Raw genomic sequence first — 22,381 nt, 5'->3', positions numbered from 1 at the left:
GTTATTCTGCTGTTGTTTTTTTATTCCAGGTACAAGCGTAATAAATTACCAGACCTAAAGCATATGCCGCCAGGCAAATGAGCGCGGCATACGGGTTTTCTCTGAAAGTGATAAAAATATTTATGGTTACAAACCAGTACGAGATGATAAAGATGACCGGCACCAAAGGGAACCATTTGATGGTGTAAATGCCCGTTCCATCCAGGTGTTTTGTTTTTTTACGCAGCAGGAAGATAGCTACCGCAGCCATGGATAAACCAATCGTGTCAAAAAACATTACATACTTTAACATCTCGCTGAACTTGGCTACAAAGAAAAGAATGATGATAATAGCAGCGATAAAAAAGCTCATCCCGAATTCCTGCACCTGCGTTTTTGGGTTTACCTTCATAAATATCGGAGGCAAAATGCCATCTTCGGCCATGGCATAGTATACACGGGGGTTAGCCAGCACGTTTACATTCACATAAGCCAGTACCGATAAAAATATCATGATGGAAGTGATCTTATAGCCTGTCGCGCCAAATATCACCCCGATCATTTTAGCTGCCAGGGCCGGGGTTTTTTGCAAACCGCCAATCCCAAGGATATGGAAGTAGGCATAGTTAATTGATAAGTAAAGAATAATAACCGTAATAATGCCAAACGTAACCGCCTTGGGGATATTGGTTTTGGCATTAATAATGTCCCCGCCAAAGTTGATGGTTTGCTGGTAGCCGCCGTAGGTGAAAAATACAGCAACAAGACTCAGCCCAAACGCAGTGATCAAACTGCCGGAATGGGGTACAATTGCGGTTTCCACCGGAACATAATTGCTTTTAAATACGGTAGTACAGATCAGAATGATCATGCTCATTTTAAAAATGATCAGTACGCTTTGTGTGCGGGCGCTCATTTTTATCCCTAAAAAATTGATAACATATAATATAGCGACAGAGGTTATCGTAATGATCTTGGTGCCAAAGTCGTTTTGCATATTGGCAGGCAATAAAAAAGGTTTGATATAATCGGCCCCGATAAGCGCCACCGCCGCAACTGACGCGGCATTGCTGATCACCAGTACCCAATTGATCATAAAGGCGATGGCAGGGTGGTAACAATAGCTGAAAACTTTGTAGAAACCGCCCGTAGCCGGGAACCTGGCGCCGATCTCGGCAAAGGTGAGCGCACCGCACAAGCTTACCAGGCCACCAAATATCCAGGCGCCAAAAAATATATAAATGTTTCCCGCTTTGTTGGCTACGTCACTTGGGGTAGCAAAAATGCCCATGCCAATTACTAAACTGATGACAATCATTGTCAGGTCAAAGCGGTTGAGTTTCGGTTTTATGCTCATTTATTTATGTAAATGTTAACTTTCTAAATTTATATTTTAATTTTGTTAAACTTGGTAATCCTGGTTAATTTGATTAATCTGCATATAAAGGCAAATTATGGCAACTATTGTGGGGCAATTTAAGCAAATATTATTTACAGCAATATGCTTGCTTGTAGCTGCCTCTGTATTTGCCCAGCTGAGGCACAACCAGGCAACAATGATTAAAAAGCCGGTGCCAAATGAACAAAAATCAAATTTTTACCATTTGGTTACGCAAACCAGCGTTGTTTTTTCATGGCCAAAGGGCTTCGCAGAAGTACAGGCGCCTGATGATGAGGATTTTTCTTTTGATTTTGCGCTTGAATTACCCGGGCAGGACTTTGAAGTATGGTACCAGATAAAATCGGAAAAAGAAGATTGGGCCCGGTTTAAAGATAACCCGCAGGCGTCCAATCCTGATTCAATTTATAACGGCGCCGGTAAGGCAGCCGCTGCCAGCTTTTGCGGCGATGATAAATACTTTGAACGAAACATTCCGCGCAGTGTTTTGGCGAGGAATAATGCAGATGCCGGAAAATCATACCTGTTAACACTGCTTGACCTGCCGCAAACCAAGCACTATAAATATGCATTGCTCATCACCCTTCAAAAAAATCATACCGGTACAATCATCGCGGTTTGCTTTACCAATGTAAAAGGCCCCGAGTTTTTTAAAAATGTAAACAGGGCTACCAACAGCCTGCATTTTAAACCCTGAGTCCATAATGTTGAAAAGTTAATACACAGGATGGATAACTTCTGGGTGTAAGTGCTATTTTTGCCATAATGGGGATGTCATTGAGTCATTAGGTCATTAAGTCATTAAGTCATTGACATGTTTGATAAGAATACCAGAATGAACGTCTTTCCGGAACTAAAGTCAGATCGACCGGAGTTACCCGCTAACCAATGACCTAATGACGCAATGACCCAATGATTAATTAAAAAGACATGGCTTTACCTGCAGATTATAGTGATGACAGTATCCGGTCGCTTGACTGGAAAGAACATATCCGTTTACGCCCCGGGATGTACATTGGTAAACTGGGCGACGGCTCAGCTTATGACGATGGCGTTTATGTACTGCTGAAGGAGATCATTGACAACTCTATTGACGAGTTTGTGATGGGCGCCGGCAGAACCATAGAGGTTACCATGAGCGACCACAAAGTTACCGTACGGGATTACGGCCGCGGTATTCCCCTGGGGAAAGTAATTGATTGCGTATCAAAGATCAATACCGGTGGCAAATACGACAGCAAGGCATTCCAAAAATCAGTGGGTTTAAATGGCGTGGGTACCAAGGCGGTTAACGCGCTTTCCAACTCATTTATCGTACAATCCTATCGTGATGGCCGCACCAAAGTGGCTGAATTTGAGAAAGGTGAACTTGTAAGAGACGAACCCGAAAAGGAAACTACCCAGCGCAATGGTACCGCCATCAATTTCTTCCCGGACGATACCATATTCAGACATTACCGTTTTATCCCGGAGTTTGTAGAGAATATGATCTGGAACTACGTGTTCCTTAACTCGGGCCTCACCATTAACTTTAACGGCACCAAATATTTTTCGGAGCGCGGTTTGCATGATTTGCTTTCGCGTAATACGGATGCTGATTCCATGCGTTATCCCATCATCCACTTAAAAGGGGAGGATATTGAAGTAGCCATGACGCACGGCCAGCAATACGGCGAGGAGTATTACTCCTTTGTGAATGGGCAGCATACCACACAGGGCGGTACCCACCAGGCAGCGTTCCGCGAAGCGGTGGTGAAAACCATCCGCGAGTTTTATAAAAAGGAATTTGATGCTTCGGATGTACGGGCCTCTATTGTGGCAGCCGTTGCTATAAAAGTTCAGGAACCGGTTTTTGAATCGCAAACCAAAACAAAACTGGGCTCACAAAATATCGGGCAGGACGGACCATCAGTACGTGGCTTCATCAATGATTTTATGAAGAAGGAGCTGGACAACTATCTTCATAAAAATCCGGCCGTTGCTGATGCTTTGTTAAAAAGGATCATGCAATCCGAAAGGGAGCGAAAAGATATTGCAGGCATTAAAAAACTGGCTAACGAGCGTGCAAAAAAAGCTTCGCTCCATAACCGCAAGCTGCGCGATTGCAAGGTGCATTTTGACGATACGCATGAGCGCAAACAGGATACCACCTTATTCATCACTGAAGGTGACTCGGCCAGCGGGTCTATCACCAAATCGCGCGATGTGATGTGCCAGGCAGTATTCAGTTTAAAAGGTAAGCCGCTGAACTGTTACGGGCTGACCAAGAAAGTAGTTTACGAGAACGAGGAATTCAACCTGTTGCAGCATGCACTGAATATTGAGGACGGTTTGGACGACCTTCGTTATAATAACATTGTGATAGCAACCGATGCTGATGTGGACGGGATGCACATCAGGCTGCTGCTGATGACCTTCTTCCTGCAGTTCTTCCCCGACCTGGTAAAAGCCGGGCATGTTTTTATTTTGCAGACCCCGCTGTTCCGTGTTCGTAATAAAAAGGAAACCATTTACTGCTACAGCGACGAGGAAAGACGAAATGCCATTGCTAAATTAGGTGTAAAGCCCGAAATTACCCGCTTTAAAGGATTAGGTGAAATATCTCCGGATGAGTTTGGCTTATTTATAGGCAAGGATATCCGCCTTGACCCCGTGATCCTGAAAGATGCCAACATCAAAGGCTTGCTGGAATACTATATGGGTAAAAATACGCCTGCCCGCCAGGTGCATATTGTCGGCAACCTTAGGGTGGAGAAAGATGATGAAAGCATTAATCCCCTGGTGGCCGAAGAGGTGGAAAGTGTGGCTTTGCCGGTAGCGGTCTGAACACGATTTTTAGGATTTGATGGATTCAAAAGATTATGTGTGGACCATGGATCAAACCGAATGCTTATAATCAAAAGGCTTTAAATTGAGCTCCCTGGTTTTTTCGCCTGCAAGCTGTAAATTAAATTTAGTTTGCATGTTAGCCCAAATATCGGCAGCGCCGCCAAATACTTGTGCAATCCTGAAAGACATTTCGGGGGTTATGTCTGATTTTTCATGAATAATTTTATTCAGGCTCTGGCGCGAAATGCCAAGCATTTTTGCGGCATCAGTTACAGTTATTTCATTTGCGTAAATAACTTCTTCACGTAAAATTTCGCCTGGATGTATGTTTCTCATTTGTATTTTCATGGCGTTTATTTAATGATAATCAATGTAGTCGAGGTCATAAGCATGCTCCCCAACAAAACGAAAAATGATCCGGTAGTTTTTGTTTACTTTGATGCTCCAGTAATCCTTCAGGTCGCCTGAAAGTTTGTGGATATTCCAATTTTGAAATGCTCCAAAATCTTCAGGTACCTGTTTTGAAGAATCTATAACTTCCAGCATTCTTTCGATTCGACTGGTTAATTCCGCCGGTAACTTACTGTTATTATTTTCCTCCCAAAGCAGCAGAAGTCCCTTATGCTTGAAACTTTGAATCATAATTTATGTAAACTGTAAATTTACACATGTCAAATCGAAAATACAAATTTTTTGTTGTCCGTTTTTTAAACTCTAAATAAATTTTTGAAATCATGGCGATTCTTTAATCTTACAAATCTTAGTTCAGACAAAAAATAATCTGTATCTTGAATCCCCTTATTTTTTAAAGGGGCTAAAAAATGACCAACCACGAAATAAAAATAAACTTTAAGGAATACAGTTCTATTACGGACCTTGATAAATCCGCTCAAGATCTTTGCCTTGAAGCGGTTAAGGCTATGGAAAACTCCCACTCACCCTATTCAAAATTCAGGGTAGGGGCGGCGCTGCTTTTGCAGAGTGGAACAATACTGCATGGCAGCAACCAGGAAAATGTTGCTTATCCATCTGGTTTATGCGCCGAGCGGGTGGCACTGTTTAATTGGGGCGCCAATCATCCTGATGATCCCATCGTCGCTATGGCCGTAACCGCGCATACCGATGAGTTTGAAATATTGCAGCCGGTAGCTTCCTGTGGCTCCTGCCTGCAGGTTTTGGCCGAATATGAAAAAAAACAAGGTTACCCGATAGAAATTATACTATTTTGCGCCAAAGGCCCGGTTTGGGTGATGAAAGGTGTTGAAACCTTCCTGCCGTTTTTATTTTTTGAGAAGAGATTAATATCATGAAACACAGAATTCTATTATTTCTTTTCCTGGCATTTGCCGCCGGTGAAAAAGTTCAGGCACAAACAGGCTTCCCGTTTGATAATGAGATCCGGGCGTTTAAACACCAGGACAGCATTAGTTTCCCGGCAAAAGATGGCATCTTATTTATCGGTAGTTCGTCCATTCGCCTTTGGGACGATCTGGAAAAGCGTTTCCCGCACGCACCGATCATTAAACGTGGGGTTGGCGGCTGCGAGCTTTGGCAACTGGTTGATTATTATACCCCCTATATTTTATTCCCTTATCATCCGCGCAAAATTTTTATTTATGCCGGAGAAAATGATATTGCCGGAGGTAAGAGTGGCAAATTTGTATTTGATAAGTTTCAGCAGCTTTTTGAAATGATCAACAAGCAATTGCCCGATGCAGCGGTTTACTACATGTCGGTAAAAATGAGCCCCAGCCGCGCCAGATATTTTAAAGAAGTGGCCGTTGCCAACGAGCTGATCAAAACCTACCTGGCCAACAAACCCAATAGCGTTTTTATCGACCTGAATACAATATTGCTCAAAACGGAAACGTCCATGCCTGATTCATCCTTTTTTCGTGCCGACTACCTGCACCTCAATGGTAAAGGATATGACCGCTGGCAACAGGTACTGGAGCCGTATGTGAATTAAGGTTAAAGGTAAACGGCGATAGGTGTTGCATTTTTACCTTTCGCCCTTCACCTCCCTAAACAAATACACTATAAACATTAGTGATCTTCCAGCCGTTGGTGGTATGGGCTATGGTAATGTAATTGCTCCGGGTGAAGTTTTCGAATTTTATATCAACTTTCACGATGGCAATGCTTGCGTTGTTTTCAACAACGGTGGTGCTGGTGGTGCATTGCTGTTCAATATTTTTATTGATTTGAAAATAGTCGAGCATTTGTTTTTTGTCGAAACTAAGCACCTGTTTGCCCCGCACCATATTAAATGCTGCGGACTGATCCAATACGTCATTCAGGCCGGCTGATTTTCCCCGTGTCATGGCATCAATATAGGTGTTGATCGCATAGTTTTTGGTTAATTTGCCATTGTCGTTTGTGTTTGCTTTTACGGCACCGCAAAATGCAAGCATGGCCAGGCCAAGCATCATTGTTTTTAAAGTTTTCATGATATTATAATTAAAATTGTTGTGTTGATTTATATAACTACAAGACACAAGTACTAATGGGTTAGTTACAGTAAAAGTGGCTTTAATGGCTATATTTAACAGTTTTTAACAAGTCTTAAGTTGTTAGTCTAAAGTCTTGAGTCCATTGCGGCTTTTTTCTTTTCTTGACTCAAGACTTGGGACTTTAGACTCAAGACTAAAAAATGATCGACTTCACTACCATTATGCTGCGATTTGCGGAGCAGGGCGAGAAAACCGGCTGGACCTATATTGAGATCCCCGCCGATTTGGCGCAGCAATTAAAGCCCGGTACCAAAACCTCGTTCAGGGTGCGGGGTATGCTGGATAGTTGCGCGGTTAGTGGCATGGCCTTAATGCCCATGGGTGGCGGTGATTTTATTATGGCTTTAAAAGCAGATGTGCGGAAACGACTCCATAAAAATGCTGGCGCTATGCTGCATGTAGTGATAGAAGAAGATACCGAATATAAGGTTGAAGTGCCCGACGACCTGCAGGAATGTTTTGATTTTGAACCCGAAGCGCTGGATTTTTTTAACGGTCTGCCAAAATCGCACCGGGATTATTTTATAAAATGGATAGATGGCGCAAAAACCAGTGAGACCCGAGCCAGGCGCATTGTAAATACGGTGAATGCCATGCTGCGTAAGTGGCGCTACAACGATATGATGCGGGCGATGAAGAAGGATGGTTGATGTGCGGATTAAAATAGCTTTAAAATCTTCATTTAATAATTATCATTCGAAATCAATTTAATAATTAACCGCAGAGGCCACAAAGGATGCACAGAGTTAACAGAGAAATAGCATGCAAATAGAAAACGACTTGGCAACTGAAGTTATTGGATCAGCGATAATTATTCACAGAGCCCTTGGGCCCGGATTGTTGGAATCCGCGTACAAGGAATGTCTTTATTATGAGTTAATTAAAAAAGGTTTATACGTTGAAAAAGAAAAACCATTACCGCTGATTTACGAAGAGATAAAATTGGATTGCGGATATAGATTGGATTTAATGGTTGAGAATAAATTGATAGTGGAAATAAAAGCAGTTAACGGGTTAACTGATATTCATCTGGCTCAAGTTTTAACTTACCTGAACGTTTCCGGCTGCAAACTGGCCTTGTTAATCAATTTCAATGTGTTAAAAGTAAAGGATGGAATTCGCCGCATCATTAAATCTTAGCGTACTCTGCGCCTTCTCTGCATCTCTGCGGTATAATCTTTATATCGACAGATGTTGATATTTGTCGATGTGTTTAAAAATCCTCTCATCTAAAATCAGCACATCTCCACTATAACCTTTATCTTTACCCATTCCTAATTTTTTTATTTAGAATGAGTGACGATCTGAGCGAAAATCAATTGCCTGCTGACCAAGACGATAAACTACATAACATAACCTCACTCGACGGCCTGTACGAAAACTGGTTCCTGGATTATGCCTCTTATGTCATCCTCGACCGCGCCGTTCCGCACATCAATGATGGTTTAAAGCCCGTGCAGCGCCGCATCCTGCACTCGCTGAAAGAGATGGACGACGGGCGATTTAACAAAGCTGCCAACGTTATCGGTAACACCATGAAGTATCACCCGCATGGTGATGCTTCCATCGGTGACGCCATGGTACAGATTGGCCAGAAGAACCTGCTGATAGACTGCCAGGGTAACTGGGGCGACCCGGTAACCGGCGACTCAGCTGCTGCGCCCCGTTATATCGAGGCACGGCTATCCAAATTCGCGCTGGATGTTGTTTTTAACCCGGATACTACCGATTGGCAGGCCAGCTATGATGGCCGTAACCGCGAGCCAATCACCCTTCCCGTTAAGTTCCCCCTGTTGCTTGCACAGGGCGCCGAAGGTATTGCCGTAGGTTTAGCCACCAAGATCCTGCCCCACAATTTTATTGAACTGATTGATGCTTCTATCGACGTATTAAAAGGCATTACGCCTAACTTAATGCCCGACTTCCCCACAGGGGGTATGGCAGATGCTTCCGCTTATAACGACGGGCAGCGCGGTGGCAGGGTGCGTATCAGGGCGAAGATAGTTGAGCGGGATAAAAAGACTTTGGCTATTACGGAGATCCCTTTCAGCACCACCACAGGCGGACTAATGGAAAGCATTGTGGCGGCTAATGAAAAAGGTAAGATCAAGATCAAAAAGATAGAGGATAACACGGCCAATTTAGTGGAAATCATGGTGCACCTGGCGCCGGGCATTTCGCCGGATGTGACCATTGATGCCCTGTATGCCTTTACCGATTGCGAGGTTTCTATATCACCAAATACCTGCGTGATCCAGCACGATAAGCCGCGCTTTATGAGTGTGAATGATATGCTGAGCGAAAGCACGCATAACACCCGCCGCCTGCTGAAAATGGAACTGGAGATCAGGCTGAAGGAACTGATGGAGAAAATATTCTTCAGCTCCCTGCTCAAGATCTTTATCCAGGAAGGGATGTATAAGCACCCGGACTACGAAACTTCAACCAATTTTGAGGTAGTAGTTGAGGTGCTGAACCGATTGTTTACGCCGTTCTTTCCGCAGTTTTACCGTACGATTGAACAGGAAGATTATAAAAAGCTGATAGATAAACCGATGAGCAGCATCACCCGTTTCGACGTAAAGAAAACAGATGAACAGATCAAAAACCTTGAAGGCGAAATAAAAGAAGTAAAACATCACCTTAAACACTTAACCGACTATACGATTGCCTGGTTCCTGAAACTTAAGGAAAAATACGGCAAGGGCCGCGAACGTAAAACCGAACTGCGCACCTTTGATAAAGTGGAGGCCGCACAGGTGGCACTTGCTAATGTAAAATTGTATGTCAACAAGGTGGATGGCTTTATCGGCTCAGGCTTAAAGAAGGACGACCTGGTTTCTTTTGTGTGCGATTGCTCGGATATTGACGAGATCATTGTGTTCAGGGAAGATGGGAAATGTATGATCACCAAGGTGCAGGACAAAGTTTTTGTGGGTAAGGAGATCATCCACGTTGCCGTATTTAAAAAGAACGATGAACGCACCGTTTATAACATGGTCTACAAAGACGGGCAAAGCGGCGTAAGTTATATCAAGCGTTTCTCGGTAGTGGGCGTAACCCGCGATAAGGAATACGATCTGACCAAAGGTACCAAAGCCTCGCGTGTCCTTTATTTTACAGCCAATCCGAACGGCGAGGCGGAGATTGTAAACATTCAGCTAAAACCGCACAGCAAGCTTAAAAAGCTGCAGTTTGACGAGGATTTTGCCGCCATCGCCATCAAGGGGCGTGCCTCAATGGGCAATATCGTTACCAAATATCCAGTTAAAAAGATCCTGCTGAAAACCAAAGGCGTTTCCACCCTTGCAGGGCGGAAGATCTGGTATGATGATATTTTAAAACGACTGAATGCAGATGGCAGGGGCAAATACCTGGGCGAATTTGACGGCGACGATAAGATCCTCACTGTTTTAAGCACCGGCATTTACGAATTGACCAGTTTCGACCTGAACAATCATTTTGATGATAAAATGATCCTGATCGAAAAATACAACCCGGAGAAAGTTTATTCAGTGGTGCATTTTGAGGGGAAATCGAAAAACTACCTGGTAAAACGCTTCGTGTTTGAAAATACGGCAATTGGCAAACAAACCAGCATCATCAGTGATGAAAACGGCTCAAAACTCATCATTATCTCCGGCGCAAAAAGCCCGGTTGTTAAAGTTGACCAGCTGCGGGGTAAAGAACAGGCCCCCGAAACCGTTGAAGTTGAACTGGGCACGCTGATTGATGTTAAAGGCATGAAAGCCATGGGCAACCGCCTTACCCAGCAATTGGTGAAAAAGGTGGAGTTGTTAGCCACCGTTGAGGAAGAAGAAGCACCGGAAGCTAAAGTTGATGATGCGGAAGGAGACGAGACCGAAGCCTTAGAAACAGATGAGGTTACCATTGATGAAGCCGGTGCTATAGAAACCGAAGAAGTCGCTGTAGAAAAGCCTGCTGCACCGGAAGTAAAAGCGCCGAAACCCAAAGCTGAACCCGTAAAACCGGTGGCTGAAAAGCCAGTGGAACCACCTACCAAAGCGGAGGAACCTGTTAAAGAAGAACCGGGAGAGCCAGCCAAAGAAGAAGCAGCGCCGGCTCCGCATAAAAAAGTAGATTTTGAGATCACCAATCCGGATGATATCGAGATAGACGATAAGGGCCAGTTGGGGTTGTTTTGAGATAGATAAATCAACGCTGGTTTGATTTAAGAATTGGATATCATGTCGTATGCCCCATAGGGGCTACCGCTTTGTAGCACGTTATTCAAACGTTATTTTTGCCGCGTCAGCGGCTACCCAATTCGCGAAGGGTAGCCACTGACGTGGCAAATTATCCTTGTATTTGGTTTCTACAAAGCGGTAGTCCGCCACGAGGCGGAGCAAAGATTTTTCTTATCTTGAATTCATATTAAATTAAGGGTTGAACAGAGGGCGTTATTCGCCATCTCATTCAACCCTTATTTCTTTTTCTTCAATTGCAGGCGGTATTTCCGTAATTTCTGGTGCATGTAGCCCCTTCGTTTAAGCGCATCCGCAAGCGAGGCCTCATCCGCATAACCCTCATCAAATATTTTGGGTACGGCGATGCGCTGCGAACTGTAAATGCCCGAATGTCCGCTAAAAAAGTAAGCCGTAAAACAGGCGACTGCAAATAACAAAACATATTCGCCGCCAAACAGTTCAACCCCCATAAAGGTGCAGGCCAGGGGTGTATTGGTGGCCCCGGCAAATATCGCTATAAAACCCAAAGCAGCAAACAAACCCACCGGGGCATTCAATAAACCGGCAAGCGTATTGCCTAAGGTAGCGCCTATGTAAAACAGCGGGGTCACCTCGCCGCCTTTAAAACCGGTGCCCAGGGTAACGGTGGTATAGACGGTTTTCCAGAGCCAGCTCCAGGTATCGGCACCGTGGGCATTAAATGCTGAGGGTATAGTTACCGCGCCGGGATGTTCTGCATCAACCCCTAAACTTAAATAATCGGGTTTGTCGATAAGTAATGTTAGGCCGATGATCACCAGGCCGCCCACAACCGGGATCATCCATTTATATTTAAAAAGCTTAAGGCATACGTTTTTAATTTCGTTTACCATGCCTGCAAACAAGAAACTGGCCAAACCAAAAGCAGCAGAAGCCACAATTACTTTGCCCAGCAACAGCAGATCAAAATGCAGGTAATTATTTAGCGCATTGGTAGCATGCGTAAAAGCAGCAATATGGTATTGTACATGCGTAACGTGCCAGGCGCCAACCGTAATATCGGCCACTACTGCGGCTATTAATGCTGGCAAAAGGGCATCATACTGGATCCTGCCGATGGTTAAAACCTCCATGGCAAACACCGCCCCGGTTAATGGCGTACCAAATACCGCCCCGAAGCCCGCCGCAATGCCTGCTATAAGCACCATGCGCATATCCTTCCCCTTCAGCTTAAACCAGCCGCCAAACATGGCCGCTATACTGCCCCCAATTTGTACCGCAGTCCCCTCGCGACCGGCAGAGCCGCCAAACAGGTGGGTAATAATGGTAGTGCCTAAAATAATGGGCGCCATTTGTTTGGGCACGCCGCCGCCTTCCTCGTGGATCTGTTCGGTAATGAGGTTATTGCCTTTTTCGGACGATTTGCCTACCGACTGGTAAATAAAATGGATGAGCACCCCCGCCACCGGCAGCAAATAGAGCAGCCAGGGATGACTGAACCTGAAATGGATAGCCTCGCTTAACAACCACAGGAAAAACGCCACCACGCTGCCAATTGCAATGGCAATGGGCACTACAAGGACGGTCCACCGGATAAGGTGTTTAAATATAGCAAAGTGTTCTTTTAGGGGGATGGGATTGTTTTCAGTCATGTTTGATGCAGAAAGCTGGGGTACCCGGCCGGTGTATTTTTGAATGATTTTGTATGATATGAATTTTTCACCTGCAAAATAATAAAATCAGCAGCAATATTTGGTGTTGATTGTTTTATTGTTGGATTGTGTGATCGTTGTATCGCTGTATTGTTGTGTGGTGTGATACAGCGATACAGGGCGATACAAGAAACAACCCCACCCGTCATACTCACCTCCCGTCATCCCGACGTAAGTCGGGATCTCACATGCCAGGCCGCTGATAGGTGCACCAACATGTATTGGCGTGCGACCTGTCATGAGGCAACCTATCAACTGGCTACCTATCCATGGGGTGCTGAAACAAGTTCAGCATGACACTCTTATTATTTATTTTGATGTATTACTGTATCGCGCTGTATCGTTCTATCACGCAATACAACAAAATAGCGTTACAGCAATCCAATATTAACTATTAAATCACTAATTTGTGATGCCAAAAATGAACTATGGACCGCTTACTTGATGTGCTCTTAACCATTGTGCATTGCCTCATCATCGGGTTTAACCTGTTTGGCTGGGTGTGGAAGCCGTTGCGCAGGGCGCACCTTATTTGTATTGGCATTACTGCCGCCTGCTGGTTTATCCTGGGTATTTGGTATGGCATAGGCTATTGCCCCGTTACCGACTGGCAATGGCACATTAAAGAACAGCTGGGCGAGCATAATTTGCCGGCTTCATTTATCACTTATTATGCCGATAAGATCAGCGGCAGGCAAATAGATGAAACGCTGATCAGTAATGTTACGGCAGCAAGCTTTTTTGTGGCTGCGGGTATTTCTGTTTATGTAAATTTCTTCAGGAAAAATAAAAAATGAGAAGCTTAAAAATTGTATTGATCACCGGTTTATTGTTGCAGGCGCATTTCAGGGTGATAGGACAGCACTTGCCCTTATGGAACAATTCGACCCAAAAAACAAATACGGGCGACTGGCTTATCAGCAAACCGGCGGTAAAGGCGCAGGTGTTTACCAACAACAACGGTCGCGAGATCATCCTGTATAATGGCCTGCTGAAACGGGTTTTCAGGATAAGGCCCAATGTGGCTTGTATTGATTATGAGAATTTGAGCAATGGCAGGCAACTACTGCGCTCAGTTAAGGCAGAAGCCCGATTAACCATTAACGGGAAGGATTACAACATCGGCGGGCTGTACGGGCAAAAGGAAAACGCCTATATCCTGCCTTCGGGATTAGATAAACTGACCGCCGGGGCCAATGATTTTCAGTTGCTTGATTATGCCGTTACATCCATCCAACCATACCTTAACTGGAAAACCAGGTTCTGGATCCCGGACGTGCCAAAAGCATCGGGCAAAATGATCTCGTTCAGGTACAAAGCCAATGCGCCCGAACTTGCCGGGCTGGAAGTAAAGGTGAATTATGAGTTGTATGACGGGATCCCGCTGATTGAAAAATCGCTGAGCATCGAAATCAAAGGCGGCAGGGTTTTTAAGATCAACCGCGTAGTGAACGAGATCTTGGGGATGGTGGAAGAGGAAAGCGCAGTAGTGGGTAAGCCCGAAGACATGAAAAAGAACCAGGGCATTTACTTTGAAACCAATTATGCCTTTAACAATGCCATGCGCTATGCCCTAAGCGACCAGGTTACCCACTGGAAGGTGGACACTGCCTATACCTCGCAGGTAAATTACGATCTGCAAACACCCTGCCTGCTGGAGATCTACCCCGAGCAGGGCCCTGGTATAGAATTACAACCGGGCGGGACATTTAACTCAGTCCGCACCAATGAATTGCTGATGGATAGTTACGACAAGGAAAGGCGTGGGCTTATGGTCCGGAAAATGTATCGTGTTATTGCTCCCTGGACGACCGCCAATCCCATTTTTATGCATTTGGTAAGCAAAAATGATGAGGATGTGCGCAGGGCGGTTGACCAGTGCGCGGCAACCGGCTACGAGGCGGTTATACTGAGTTTTGGCAGCCATTTAAACATGGAGGATACCAGCGCGGCGAATTTAAAAAGATGGAAGCAACTGGCTGACTATGCCCATAGCAAGCGCATCCGAATAGGGGGGTATGATTTGTTTAGTTCGAGGAGGATTAGTGATGCCGATGATGTGATCGATCCAAAAACCGGTAAACCTGGGGGTGCGCTGTTTGGCAATGCGCCATGTTTCGGCAGCAAATGGGGGCTAGCTTTCAGGGATAAGATCAAAAAGTTTTTTACCGGAACTGATTTTGATATTTGGGAGAATGACGGCCCGTATCCCGGCGATCTGTGCGCTTCTACCACGCATCCCGGTCATAAAGGGCTGGATGATTCGCAATGGCAGCAAATGGAGATCCAAAAGGAGCTTTACCACTGGCTGAATCTGCGGGGCGTTTATATCAATGCACCAGATTGGTATTTTTTAGATGGCACCAATAAAATAGCGATCGGCTACCGCGAGGTGAACTTTTCGCTGCCGCGGGAGGATCAGAAGATCCTGAACCGGCAGAATATTTACGATGGCACCTGGGAAAAAACACCCTCGATGGGTTGGGGCTTTGTGCCACTTACCCGTTACCAGGGCGGAGGTCCCGAAGCGGTACTGGAGCCATTAAGCGAACACCTGGATGATTATAAGTCCCTGATGATGGAATACTACGGATCGGGCGTGCAGGCCTGTTACCGCGGCCCAAGGCTTTACGATACGGAACAAACCAAACAAACGGTAATAGGGGTGATCAACTGGTACAAAAAGTACCGGGAGATCCTGAATGCAGAAATCATCCACCTCCGCCGTGCCGACGGACGTGATTGGGACGGCATATTGCACGTCAATCCTCAACTTAAAATAAAGGGATTGGTGATGCTGTATAATCCGACCAATAAGGTCATCAGCAGGCATATTCAATTACCACTTTATTATACAGGTTTAAAGCTGAGCGCAAGCATCCGCCAAATGGAAGGCCCGGCAAAAGGATACCGGTTGAACAGGGATTATAGTGTTGATATAGAATGCACTATCCCGGCCAATGGGTATACCTGGTTAACGATAGAATAGGCGTGAAGTAAATTTCAAGGTTTTACACGTGCTGCAGAATAAAATCAGCATCTACTTTTAATTCGGTGTACACTGCTTTTAGGAAATCTACATCGGGCTTTTGTTTGCCGTTCAAAATCATCGAGAGCTTTGCATCACTGATTTTTAGCTTTTTTGCAAGGCTTTTTTGTTTTAAGCGCATTTCGTACATCTTCATCTCAATCATCCCGGTAAGCGTTTTAGGCGCTTCAACTATATATTTTTGCTGTTCGTATTGCTGTGCAGCAAGTGCCAGTTGCCTTATTTCTTCCAGCTCTTCTTTCGAAACATTATTGCTTCCTTTTGCCATCAGGCCATCAATTTTAGCCATTACTGTAGTGTAATCGCTATCATCATTAATCACTTTATTATGTTCCATAATAATAACTGGCTCCTTAAACCTGTGAACAATCTTTTAATTTATCATATGCCGCATGGGTGCCAATAAAACGTACATAAACCGTTCTGACATCAAAAAATATCATTGCAACCAGCCTGAATGTATTTCCTCTTATATTAAAAACATATCTATCATTCCCCACTGCATCAACTGTGTTAAACATTTTCTTTACATCATAGTAATTTGACCAATCGGCCATCAGAACTAATCGGTACAAGTTATTTAACGCATCTTCTGCATCCGCGTGAGCCTCAAAATAAGAACGAAGCGTGCCATAACTGATCACAATCATAGGGAGTAAAGTTTGACAAATATAAAATTTAGATTTGTTAAAAACAATTTAGATTTTCTAAAAAAATGATATTGCATAAAACAGGTATACCGTTTAACAGGTATAGTGTAATCAGGGTTCATAAAGTAATCGGGTTTAAATTCTTAGTTCTGCATTAACCCCTTTTATCTATGAATAGCTTAGCCCCTTATAGGTGTTTGCACAGGTGTAGTTGGCGTTGTTGCCGCCGTAGTCTGCTTGTTTTCAGTCGCTTTTAACGTTGCGTATACACCCGAACTAACGCCCAGCAAAATCAGGTTATTGGCAGAAATAACGGGGATAACATGATCAGGGTTAAAATGGCCGCTTAGGTTGATCAGTACATTGATGATAAACCAAAGGCCAAAAACAAGGTTGAACACTACCGTTTGAAAACGGTGAACATTCACCCCGTTTTTATCCGATAAAATATCCAGGAAGAAATTATCGCCCGGCATATTTTGTGCAAGCCCTGTTATATTAGGATTGGTTTGATCGCTTACATCAATTAAAGTCGCGCCAATCGTAGTGGCAGAGCTAATACCAAGCAGGTAAAGTGTGGACGCATCGAATGTGGGCGCAGTTCCTTTTGAAATAATAATGATGCTGATGAAGGACGTAAGTACGATGACCGTCCACCAGGCTAATTGTACCCGCGAAAAACTGTAAGGGCGGGGCAAAGCGGTGCCATTATCGCGCAGCATAAAATAATAACGGTCGAAAATAAAAACTAAAGCAAACAGGACAATAAATGTTGCCCAAAAGATTAAATAGTTCATACGTTGTGATTTTAAAGAAAGGTTAAAGACGCTGCCTACTCTTTGTTCCGTTTTCGGCTTCCCGGGTATTATAGGTTTGTTTTCTGATTATAAGCCTTTTAACTTGTTTTAAGTATAAAGCTACAAAAAATATAATGGCTAATGCAATTGTCTTTTTAAGAAAATTTTGCGTTTGTTTTGGGAGGATAAGCGCCGGTATGCCTATATTTAAAGCGTTTATAAAGGCAATGCCCTTTAATTAATACGAACTGATGCTCATGAAAAAACTATTCTGCTCTTTCTTCGCTATAACATTGCTGATCAACATCTGTTCCGCGCAAAAAGCCAAACATACTTTTGCTTTGGGCGATTCTACCTTTTTGCTGGATGGGAAGCCCTTGCAGCTCATTTCAGGCGAAATGCATTGCACCCGGATCCCGCGTGCTTACTGGCGCGCCCGCATGAAAATGGCCAAAGCAATGGGTTTGAATACCATTGGTACCTATGTTTTCTGGAATGCCGAGGAGCCCGAGGAAGGTAAGTTTGATTTTACCGGCAATAACGATATCGCCGAGTTTGTACGCATTGCCAAAGAAGAAGGCCTGTGGGTAGTATTGCGCCCAAGCCCTTATGCCTGTGCCGAATGGGAATTTGGCGGCTATCCCTGGTGGTTGCTGAAAGATAAAACGTTAAAAGTGCGCAGTAAGGATCCTAAGTTTTTAAAGTATTACCATGATTATATTATGCAGTTGGGCAAACAACTTTCGCCCTTGCTGGTAACCAATGGCGGTAATATTTTAATGGTGCAGATAGAAAATGAATACGGTTCGTACAGTGACGATAAGGATTATTTGGACATCAACCGCAAAATCTTCAAGGAAGGCGGCTTTACCGGCCTGCTGTTTACCTGCGACGGCCCTTCACAAATGCCGAGGGGCTATTTGCCCGGTTACTTACCCGCCGTTAACGGCGAGGATAACCCTAAGGCTGTTAAAACACTCATTAACAAATACCATAATGGCAAAGGCCCATATTATATTGCCGAATGGTACCCGGGTTGGTTTGACAGCTGGGGCAGTGCGCATAACGGCAGCAATGCCAATGAAGATGCCGGGAAGCTGGATACGGTTTTATCGGCAGGAATCTCTATTAACTTGTATATGTTCCACGGCGGTACTACCAGGGGTTTTATGAACGGCGCCAATATGAGCAGGACGGATCCTTATTCGCCCCAAACTTCCAGCTACGACTATGATGCCCCGGTTGATGAAGCCGGAAACGCTACGGCTAAGTTTTATAAGTTCAGGTCGGTGATTGAAAAACATTTACCTTCGGGTGTGAAATTGCCGCCGGTTCCTAAAAAAATCAAGACTATCGCTATTAGTAATATTGGATTGAACGATCGATCGGCCTTATTTAATAACCTTGGCAAACCTGTAATTGCTGAACACCCTTTATGTTTCGAAGATTTAAACCAGGGATACGGGTTTGTATTGTATCGTACTACTTTAAAAAATGCAGTCAATGGTCTGCTGAAAATTAAGCAGTTGCGCGATTATGCTACCATCTACCTTAACGGTAAACGGGTAAGTGTTTTAGACAGACGGTTGAGGCAGGATTCCGTGCAGATCGCCAGCACCGAACCCAATACGATTTTGGATATTCTGGTGGAGAACAATGGCCGTATCAACTATGGCCCGTATTTAACCGATAATCGCCAGGGTATTACCGAAAAAGTAACTTTAAATAATGACGAATTAACCGGCTGGAAGATGTATAAATTCCCCTTCGGCACAACAGCCGGGTTTAAATACGCTGCCAATAAGGATACTAATGAATTGCAGCCAGCCTTATACAAAGGCTCGTTCACCCTTACAAAAACCGGCGATACCTTTTTGGATCTGCATGGCTTCGGCAAAGGCTTTGTGTTTTTAAACGGGCATAACCTGGGCAAATACTGGAACATCGGCCCGCAGCAAACTTTGTATATCCCGGCATCATGGCTTAAAAAGGGACTTAATCAGCTGGTTGTTTTTGATCAGTTAAAAGGTGGTCATAAAACCATCAATGCCTTAGATCATCCCGTTTTAAATGAGGTGGTGAAAGAGTAGTCCGAAAGTCAGTAATCCCGATAGCTATCGGGACGGGAAGTTCGAAAGAATCTGCAATTGTCGTTTTAGGAAAAAGTAATGATAGATTTTAGACTAAATAGGGATTGTTCAGGTTTTATGACCCATGGAATTGCCACATTATTTTGTCTTTTTGGCTTAGTATTAATTAATAGTTGTGGGCATGGGCAAAATTTAGTTCCAGCGGATAATATCGATTCGATTCAAGTTATTAACCATTTGATAGGCAAAGAAACTACTATAAGAAATATAACAGCACCAGATAAAATAGCCGGTATAGTTAGAGAATTAAATTCAGCCACAAGTGAGCTTGCTTATTTCAAAGCATTGGTTAGTCTGAAAATATTTTACAAAGGCGGTAAGGATCGCATAATATCTTGTAACGGCAACTATGTTAATATTGAGGGGCGAACTTATAGCACAAACAGGAAAATTGATTTGTTAGTAAATTGAATATTGTAAATCAACCTCAATAAATAACTCAGTTATTTTTATATTTTTGGGATAGGCATAAACAGCAAAATAAGGAATAATGTATTTCCAAAACTATTACTATATCATCATAGGGCTGCAGATATTTTGCGGCATTCACAGTTACCGCAGGGGGACTTTGAACCGGTGGATATTTTTGATAGCTTTTTTGCCCCTCATTGGAAGTTTATATTATTTGTTCAGCGAGGTGTTGTCAAACAAAAGCTCTTTCCGCGCGATTAACAAACCCGCCATTGATATCGGCGCTACAATAAACCCCGGTGGCCGGATCAAAAAACTGGAAGAAGAACTTCAATTCACCAATACCTTCGCCAATAAAGTAAAACTGGCGGATGCGTACCTTGCAGCCGGGCAAACGGACAAGGCAATCGACCTTTACAGATCAAGCCTTACCGGTGCATTTGACGAGAATGAGCATGTAATGGCGCAATTGATCATCGCCTATTATGCGCAGCAGCGCTATGAGGAGGTGATTCCCCTGGCGAAGAAATTATACAAGCTGCCGCAATTCGCCCGGTCGAAAGCGCACCTGCTGTACGCCCAATCGCTGGAAAACTTAGGGAAAATAGATGAGGCCGAAGCCGAATTTAAAGCGATGAAAGGCCGCTACTCCTATTTTGAACAGCGTTATGAATACGGGCTGTTTTTAATGCGGCAGGAGCGGGATGATGATGCCCGGCAGATTTTTACCGATATACTTGCCGAAGAACCGCATTTGGGTTCGGTAGAAAAAAAGAGTAACCGGGTTTGGCTGAGCAAAGCAAAAGAAGAATTGCGAAAAATAACGCCAACACAAAAGGCTGTTTAAACTTTTCCCGGGGTAAATTTCAGTTTGGTAGTGTAAGCTAAAACTCCGGTTTTGTATCGCAGCATAAATCATTTGCCAACTCCTTGATTTTTTCGCCAGCTTTAGTTTACATTTTTGTACCTGCGAAGATGCCATTCATATAATATTCAAATAAACAAAAAAAGGCGCTTCATAGCGCCTTTGAATAAGTTTTGACAATACTATTATCCGAGGATTAAGATCAGCAATAAAATGATGATGATGATAGCACCCACTGAAAGGTATACACCGCCGCCCATTGCTCTTGCTTCGCGTTTATCGGCCTTAAGTTCGGTACGTAATTCTTTACGGTCCTCTCTTGAAAGCTGCGATTTGTCCATCGCTTTAATTTCAGCAACACGGGCATTAATTTCTTGAATACGGGCCTGTTTTTGTTCAGTCGTCATAGCGGCAATAGCCTCTTTGCTCAAATTGTTATCGGTAAGTGTTGCCGCCTGGCTTGAGAAAGCAGCTAACATTAATACAAAGGTTGCTGCGATTAGGTAAATTTTCTTTTTCATGGTTTAATTTAAAAATTCAATTGTTATGGTTGCTTATAATAAAATAAGTTTAAAAAAGTAAAAATGTTTTAATAAACTAAAATTAATATCACGGGCGGATTGTTTATATGCTTATAAAATAAGCCGCTTCAAAAACATGCCCGGGTTTTAAGTGCTGTATATTTTCTTTCTGGCTGATATCTACATGTTTGCCAACGGAGTCAGCACAGCCCAGCCAGGGTTCAATGCATACAAAATCGCCCGGTTTTTTGGCCCAGATACCCAGGTAATTAAAATAGGGAAATTCTACAGAAACTGATTCATTGTGTTTGTCGCTTTTGATACTGATTTCACGCGATGTAAGGTCCTTAAAAACTAATGCATCTTGTTCAAACAGGTCCCTGGTTAAATAAATCCTGTTTCCGGGTGCGGGTACAGGGTTAGTTTCACCGGTAAAAAAGCCCTCGGGCGATAACCGGTGCGCAGTTAATTTTTGTTCGGTTTCAAACTCCAGGTAATAGTCTTCATAGTTTTCGCCGGGGTTAAAGGGCACTTTGAAAGCGGGGTGGCCTCCAACCGAAAAAAAGATGTCTTTTTTATCATGGCTGATCAGCTTATAAGTTATCCGGAGGGCGTTTTCTATCAGCGTATATAAAACCTGGAAATCAAATTTGTAGGGGTACAAATGGATCGTTTTTTCGGAACTGGGGAGTGAGAATACAGCATGTTCCTCGTCGCTTTCAAGCAAAATAAATTCCAGGTTGCGTACAAAACCATGGCGCTCCATTTTAAATATAGCCCCGTCTACCAATAATTCATTATTGATGAGACCGCCAACTACCGGGAAGAGATTTGGCGCATGCCGCCCCCAAATCGCCGGATCAGCCTGCCATAAGTGTTCATTTTGTGTTTTTTTGTTGATGATAGAAGTTAGCTCCGCCCCGATCGCGCTGATCGTTACCTTTAGGAATTCATTTTCAAGTATGGCCATTGGTGATATTTGTTTTGAAAAAACGGTCTAAATTATGAATTTGTTTTTAATCGGGATGAATCAATAAATTGCCTTTAAAACTAATATGCCGGTAACCACTTCGGTTGTATGCTTTTAAGCTTTTGGCGGCGAAAGTCACATTTCATTTTAGTACTTTTGTTTTGTGGCCGCCCGGAAAAAAACAACTACTTCAGCCAAACGTAAAAACAATGCCGGCAAAAAGCCAGGGGTGGCAAAATGGAAAGCGGTTGCGGCTTTATTTATTTTGTTATTGCTTTTATCCCCCCTTTATTACGGCTACGTTTTTAAAACCGGCTCGGCTGCGTGGCGGTGGTTTAAAGACCTTGGC

The 22,381-nt window shown here is 43.8% G+C and carries 22 protein-coding genes and 1 pseudogene; 13 read left to right on the top strand and 10 right to left on the bottom strand.

What is annotated here, in order from left to right; all coding sequences use genetic code 11:
* Position 1: 1 nt before the first annotated feature.
* Positions 2-1,336, bottom strand: a complete 1,335-nt coding sequence (locus QZY09_RS01210; RefSeq protein WP_295667096.1) for an APC family permease — start codon at positions 1,334-1,336, stop codon at positions 2-4.
* A 97-nt stretch (positions 1,337-1,433) separates the two neighbouring features.
* Between QZY09_RS01210 and QZY09_RS01205 the strand changes: the two genes are divergently transcribed.
* The gene (locus tag QZY09_RS01205) at positions 1,434-2,075 is read left to right on the top strand and encodes a hypothetical protein (RefSeq protein ID WP_295667093.1); all 642 of its coding nucleotides are present in this window, start codon (positions 1,434-1,436) and stop codon (positions 2,073-2,075) included.
* Between the two features lie 233 nt (positions 2,076-2,308).
* A complete protein-coding gene (locus tag QZY09_RS01200; protein WP_295667090.1) occupies positions 2,309-4,204 on the top strand; it encodes a DNA topoisomerase IV subunit B in 1,896 nt (631 codons plus the stop codon).
* Positions 4,205-4,255: 51 nt separating this feature from the next.
* On the opposite strand, the gene QZY09_RS01195 is transcribed toward QZY09_RS01200, so the two are convergent.
* Positions 4,256-4,555, bottom strand: a complete 300-nt coding sequence (locus QZY09_RS01195; RefSeq protein ID WP_295667087.1) for a HigA family addiction module antitoxin — start codon at positions 4,553-4,555, stop codon at positions 4,256-4,258.
* Between the two features lie 9 nt (positions 4,556-4,564).
* Complete coding sequence (locus QZY09_RS01190; RefSeq protein ID WP_295667084.1) at positions 4,565-4,849, bottom strand: type II toxin-antitoxin system RelE/ParE family toxin; 285 nt, start codon at positions 4,847-4,849, stop codon at positions 4,565-4,567.
* Between the two features lie 179 nt (positions 4,850-5,028).
* On the opposite strand from QZY09_RS01190, the gene QZY09_RS01185 reads away from it, so the two are divergent.
* Positions 5,029-5,517 carry a cytidine deaminase gene (locus tag QZY09_RS01185; protein WP_295667081.1) on the top strand — a complete coding sequence of 163 codons (489 nt, stop codon included), beginning with the start codon at positions 5,029-5,031 and terminating at the stop codon, positions 5,515-5,517.
* The gene (locus tag QZY09_RS01180; RefSeq protein WP_295667078.1) at positions 5,514-6,176 is read left to right on the top strand and encodes a GDSL-type esterase/lipase family protein; all 663 of its coding nucleotides are present in this window, start codon (positions 5,514-5,516) and stop codon (positions 6,174-6,176) included. Before QZY09_RS01185 ends, QZY09_RS01180 begins: the two co-directional genes overlap by 4 nt.
* A gap of 55 nt (positions 6,177-6,231) precedes the next feature.
* Here QZY09_RS01180 and QZY09_RS01175 read toward each other — a convergent pair whose 3' ends face one another.
* A complete protein-coding gene (locus QZY09_RS01175; RefSeq protein ID WP_295667075.1) occupies positions 6,232-6,657 on the bottom strand; it encodes a nuclear transport factor 2 family protein in 426 nt (141 codons plus the stop codon).
* Positions 6,658-6,860: 203 nt separating this feature from the next.
* On the opposite strand from QZY09_RS01175, the gene QZY09_RS01170 reads away from it, so the two are divergent.
* The 3 genes from QZY09_RS01170 to QZY09_RS01160 all read left to right on the top strand — a co-directional run bounded on the left by QZY09_RS01170 (position 6,861) and on the right by QZY09_RS01160 (position 10,886).
* On the top strand, positions 6,861-7,370 hold the full coding sequence (locus QZY09_RS01170) for a YdeI/OmpD-associated family protein (RefSeq protein ID WP_295667072.1): 510 nt from the start codon (positions 6,861-6,863) through the stop codon (positions 7,368-7,370).
* Between the two features lie 112 nt (positions 7,371-7,482).
* A complete protein-coding gene (locus QZY09_RS01165) occupies positions 7,483-7,860 on the top strand; it encodes a GxxExxY protein (RefSeq protein ID WP_295667069.1) in 378 nt (125 codons plus the stop codon).
* A gap of 152 nt (positions 7,861-8,012) precedes the next feature.
* Complete coding sequence (locus tag QZY09_RS01160; protein ID WP_295667066.1) at positions 8,013-10,886, top strand: DNA gyrase/topoisomerase IV subunit A; 2,874 nt, start codon at positions 8,013-8,015, stop codon at positions 10,884-10,886.
* Between the two features lie 278 nt (positions 10,887-11,164).
* Here QZY09_RS01160 and QZY09_RS01155 read toward each other — a convergent pair whose 3' ends face one another.
* Positions 11,165-12,559, bottom strand: coding sequence for a voltage-gated chloride channel family protein (locus tag QZY09_RS01155; protein ID WP_295667064.1), 1,395 nt, complete (start codon positions 12,557-12,559; stop codon positions 11,165-11,167).
* 488 nt (positions 12,560-13,047) lie between these two features.
* Here QZY09_RS01155 and QZY09_RS01150 point away from each other — a divergent pair, with 488 nt between their 5' ends.
* Positions 13,048-13,416 (top strand): DUF2784 domain-containing protein, encoded by a 369-nt coding sequence (locus tag QZY09_RS01150; protein ID WP_295667061.1) that lies wholly within the window; start codon positions 13,048-13,050, stop codon positions 13,414-13,416.
* Positions 13,413-15,608 carry an alpha-galactosidase gene (locus QZY09_RS01145; RefSeq protein WP_295667058.1) on the top strand — a complete coding sequence of 732 codons (2,196 nt, stop codon included), beginning with the start codon at positions 13,413-13,415 and terminating at the stop codon, positions 15,606-15,608. Before QZY09_RS01150 ends, QZY09_RS01145 begins: the two co-directional genes overlap by 4 nt.
* Before the next feature lie 22 nt (positions 15,609-15,630).
* Here QZY09_RS01145 and QZY09_RS01140 read toward each other — a convergent pair whose 3' ends face one another.
* The 3 genes from QZY09_RS01140 to QZY09_RS01130 form a co-directional block, all read right to left on the bottom strand.
* On the bottom strand, positions 15,631-16,005 hold the full coding sequence (locus QZY09_RS01140) for a helix-turn-helix domain-containing protein (protein ID WP_295667055.1): 375 nt from the start codon (positions 16,003-16,005) through the stop codon (positions 15,631-15,633).
* Between the two features lie 16 nt (positions 16,006-16,021).
* A complete protein-coding gene (locus QZY09_RS01135; protein WP_295667053.1) occupies positions 16,022-16,318 on the bottom strand; it encodes a type II toxin-antitoxin system HigB family toxin in 297 nt (98 codons plus the stop codon).
* 179 nt (positions 16,319-16,497) lie between these two features.
* Positions 16,498-17,115, bottom strand: a complete 618-nt coding sequence (locus QZY09_RS01130; protein WP_295667050.1) for a hypothetical protein — start codon at positions 17,113-17,115, stop codon at positions 16,498-16,500.
* 257 nt (positions 17,116-17,372) lie between these two features.
* Between QZY09_RS01130 and QZY09_RS01125 the strand changes: the two genes are divergently transcribed.
* The 3 genes from QZY09_RS01125 (at position 17,373) to QZY09_RS01115 (ending at position 20,523) form a co-directional block, all read left to right on the top strand.
* Positions 17,373-19,205, top strand: a complete 1,833-nt coding sequence (locus QZY09_RS01125) for a beta-galactosidase family protein (RefSeq protein WP_295667047.1) — start codon at positions 17,373-17,375, stop codon at positions 19,203-19,205.
* Between the two features lie 78 nt (positions 19,206-19,283).
* Positions 19,284-19,676 (top strand): hypothetical protein, encoded by a 393-nt coding sequence (locus tag QZY09_RS01120; protein WP_295667044.1) that lies wholly within the window; start codon positions 19,284-19,286, stop codon positions 19,674-19,676.
* A 79-nt stretch (positions 19,677-19,755) separates the two neighbouring features.
* A complete protein-coding gene (locus QZY09_RS01115; protein ID WP_295667041.1) occupies positions 19,756-20,523 on the top strand; it encodes a tetratricopeptide repeat protein in 768 nt (255 codons plus the stop codon).
* Between the two features lie 203 nt (positions 20,524-20,726).
* Here the strand turns inward: QZY09_RS01115 and QZY09_RS01110 are convergent, their stop codons facing one another.
* Together QZY09_RS01110 and QZY09_RS01105 are read right to left on the bottom strand one after the other, a co-directional pair.
* Positions 20,727-21,062 (bottom strand): hypothetical protein, encoded by a 336-nt coding sequence (locus tag QZY09_RS01110; RefSeq protein ID WP_295667039.1) that lies wholly within the window; start codon positions 21,060-21,062, stop codon positions 20,727-20,729.
* A 103-nt stretch (positions 21,063-21,165) separates the two neighbouring features.
* Entirely contained in the window at positions 21,166-22,032 is an 867-nt protein-coding gene (locus tag QZY09_RS01105) for an aldose 1-epimerase family protein (protein WP_295667036.1), read from the bottom strand.
* A gap of 163 nt (positions 22,033-22,195) precedes the next feature.
* Between QZY09_RS01105 and QZY09_RS01100 the strand changes: the two are divergent.
* A pseudogene (locus tag QZY09_RS01100) lies at positions 22,196-22,381 on the top strand (glycoside hydrolase family 25 protein); the annotation flags it as partial.

The organism is uncultured Mucilaginibacter sp., assembly GCF_903913935.1.
GTDB lineage: Bacteria > Bacteroidota > Bacteroidia > Sphingobacteriales > Sphingobacteriaceae > Mucilaginibacter.
This window is presented reverse-complemented; position numbering and strand designations above follow the sequence as displayed.

Excerpts from the sequence above, each read along its gene's own strand:
- QZY09_RS01140 (WP_295667055.1), bottom strand. The coding sequence starts at position 16,005 with ATGGAACATAATAAAGTGATTAATGATGATAGCGATTACACTACAGTA.
- QZY09_RS01210 (WP_295667096.1), bottom strand. The coding sequence starts at position 1,336 with ATGAGCATAAAACCGAAACTCAACCGCTTTGACCTGACAATGATTGTC.
- QZY09_RS01155 (WP_295667064.1), bottom strand. The coding sequence starts at position 12,559 with ATGACTGAAAACAATCCCATCCCCCTAAAAGAACACTTTGCTATATTT.
- QZY09_RS01195 (WP_295667087.1), bottom strand. The coding sequence starts at position 4,555 with ATGAAAATACAAATGAGAAACATACATCCAGGCGAAATTTTACGTGAA.
- QZY09_RS01120 (WP_295667044.1), top strand. The coding sequence starts at position 19,284 with ATGATAGATTTTAGACTAAATAGGGATTGTTCAGGTTTTATGACCCAT.
- QZY09_RS01170 (WP_295667072.1), top strand. The coding sequence starts at position 6,861 with ATGATCGACTTCACTACCATTATGCTGCGATTTGCGGAGCAGGGCGAG.
- QZY09_RS01110 (WP_295667039.1), bottom strand. The coding sequence starts at position 21,062 with ATGAAAAAGAAAATTTACCTAATCGCAGCAACCTTTGTATTAATGTTA.
- QZY09_RS01180 (WP_295667078.1), top strand. The coding sequence starts at position 5,514 with ATGAAACACAGAATTCTATTATTTCTTTTCCTGGCATTTGCCGCCGGT.
- QZY09_RS01115 (WP_295667041.1), top strand. The coding sequence starts at position 19,756 with ATGTATTTCCAAAACTATTACTATATCATCATAGGGCTGCAGATATTT.
- QZY09_RS01160 (WP_295667066.1), top strand. The coding sequence starts at position 8,013 with ATGAGTGACGATCTGAGCGAAAATCAATTGCCTGCTGACCAAGACGAT.
- QZY09_RS01190 (WP_295667084.1), bottom strand. The coding sequence starts at position 4,849 with ATGATTCAAAGTTTCAAGCATAAGGGACTTCTGCTGCTTTGGGAGGAA.
- QZY09_RS01105 (WP_295667036.1), bottom strand. The coding sequence starts at position 22,032 with ATGGCCATACTTGAAAATGAATTCCTAAAGGTAACGATCAGCGCGATC.
- QZY09_RS01175 (WP_295667075.1), bottom strand. The coding sequence starts at position 6,657 with ATGAAAACTTTAAAAACAATGATGCTTGGCCTGGCCATGCTTGCATTT.
- QZY09_RS01145 (WP_295667058.1), top strand. The coding sequence starts at position 13,413 with ATGAGAAGCTTAAAAATTGTATTGATCACCGGTTTATTGTTGCAGGCG.
- QZY09_RS01205 (WP_295667093.1), top strand. The coding sequence starts at position 1,434 with ATGGCAACTATTGTGGGGCAATTTAAGCAAATATTATTTACAGCAATA.
- QZY09_RS01185 (WP_295667081.1), top strand. The coding sequence starts at position 5,029 with ATGACCAACCACGAAATAAAAATAAACTTTAAGGAATACAGTTCTATT.
- QZY09_RS01135 (WP_295667053.1), bottom strand. The coding sequence starts at position 16,318 with ATGATTGTGATCAGTTATGGCACGCTTCGTTCTTATTTTGAGGCTCAC.
- QZY09_RS01125 (WP_295667047.1), top strand. The coding sequence starts at position 17,373 with ATGAAAAAACTATTCTGCTCTTTCTTCGCTATAACATTGCTGATCAAC.
- QZY09_RS01165 (WP_295667069.1), top strand. The coding sequence starts at position 7,483 with ATGCAAATAGAAAACGACTTGGCAACTGAAGTTATTGGATCAGCGATA.
- QZY09_RS01200 (WP_295667090.1), top strand. The coding sequence starts at position 2,309 with ATGGCTTTACCTGCAGATTATAGTGATGACAGTATCCGGTCGCTTGAC.
- QZY09_RS01130 (WP_295667050.1), bottom strand. The coding sequence starts at position 17,115 with ATGAACTATTTAATCTTTTGGGCAACATTTATTGTCCTGTTTGCTTTA.
- QZY09_RS01150 (WP_295667061.1), top strand. The coding sequence starts at position 13,048 with ATGGACCGCTTACTTGATGTGCTCTTAACCATTGTGCATTGCCTCATC.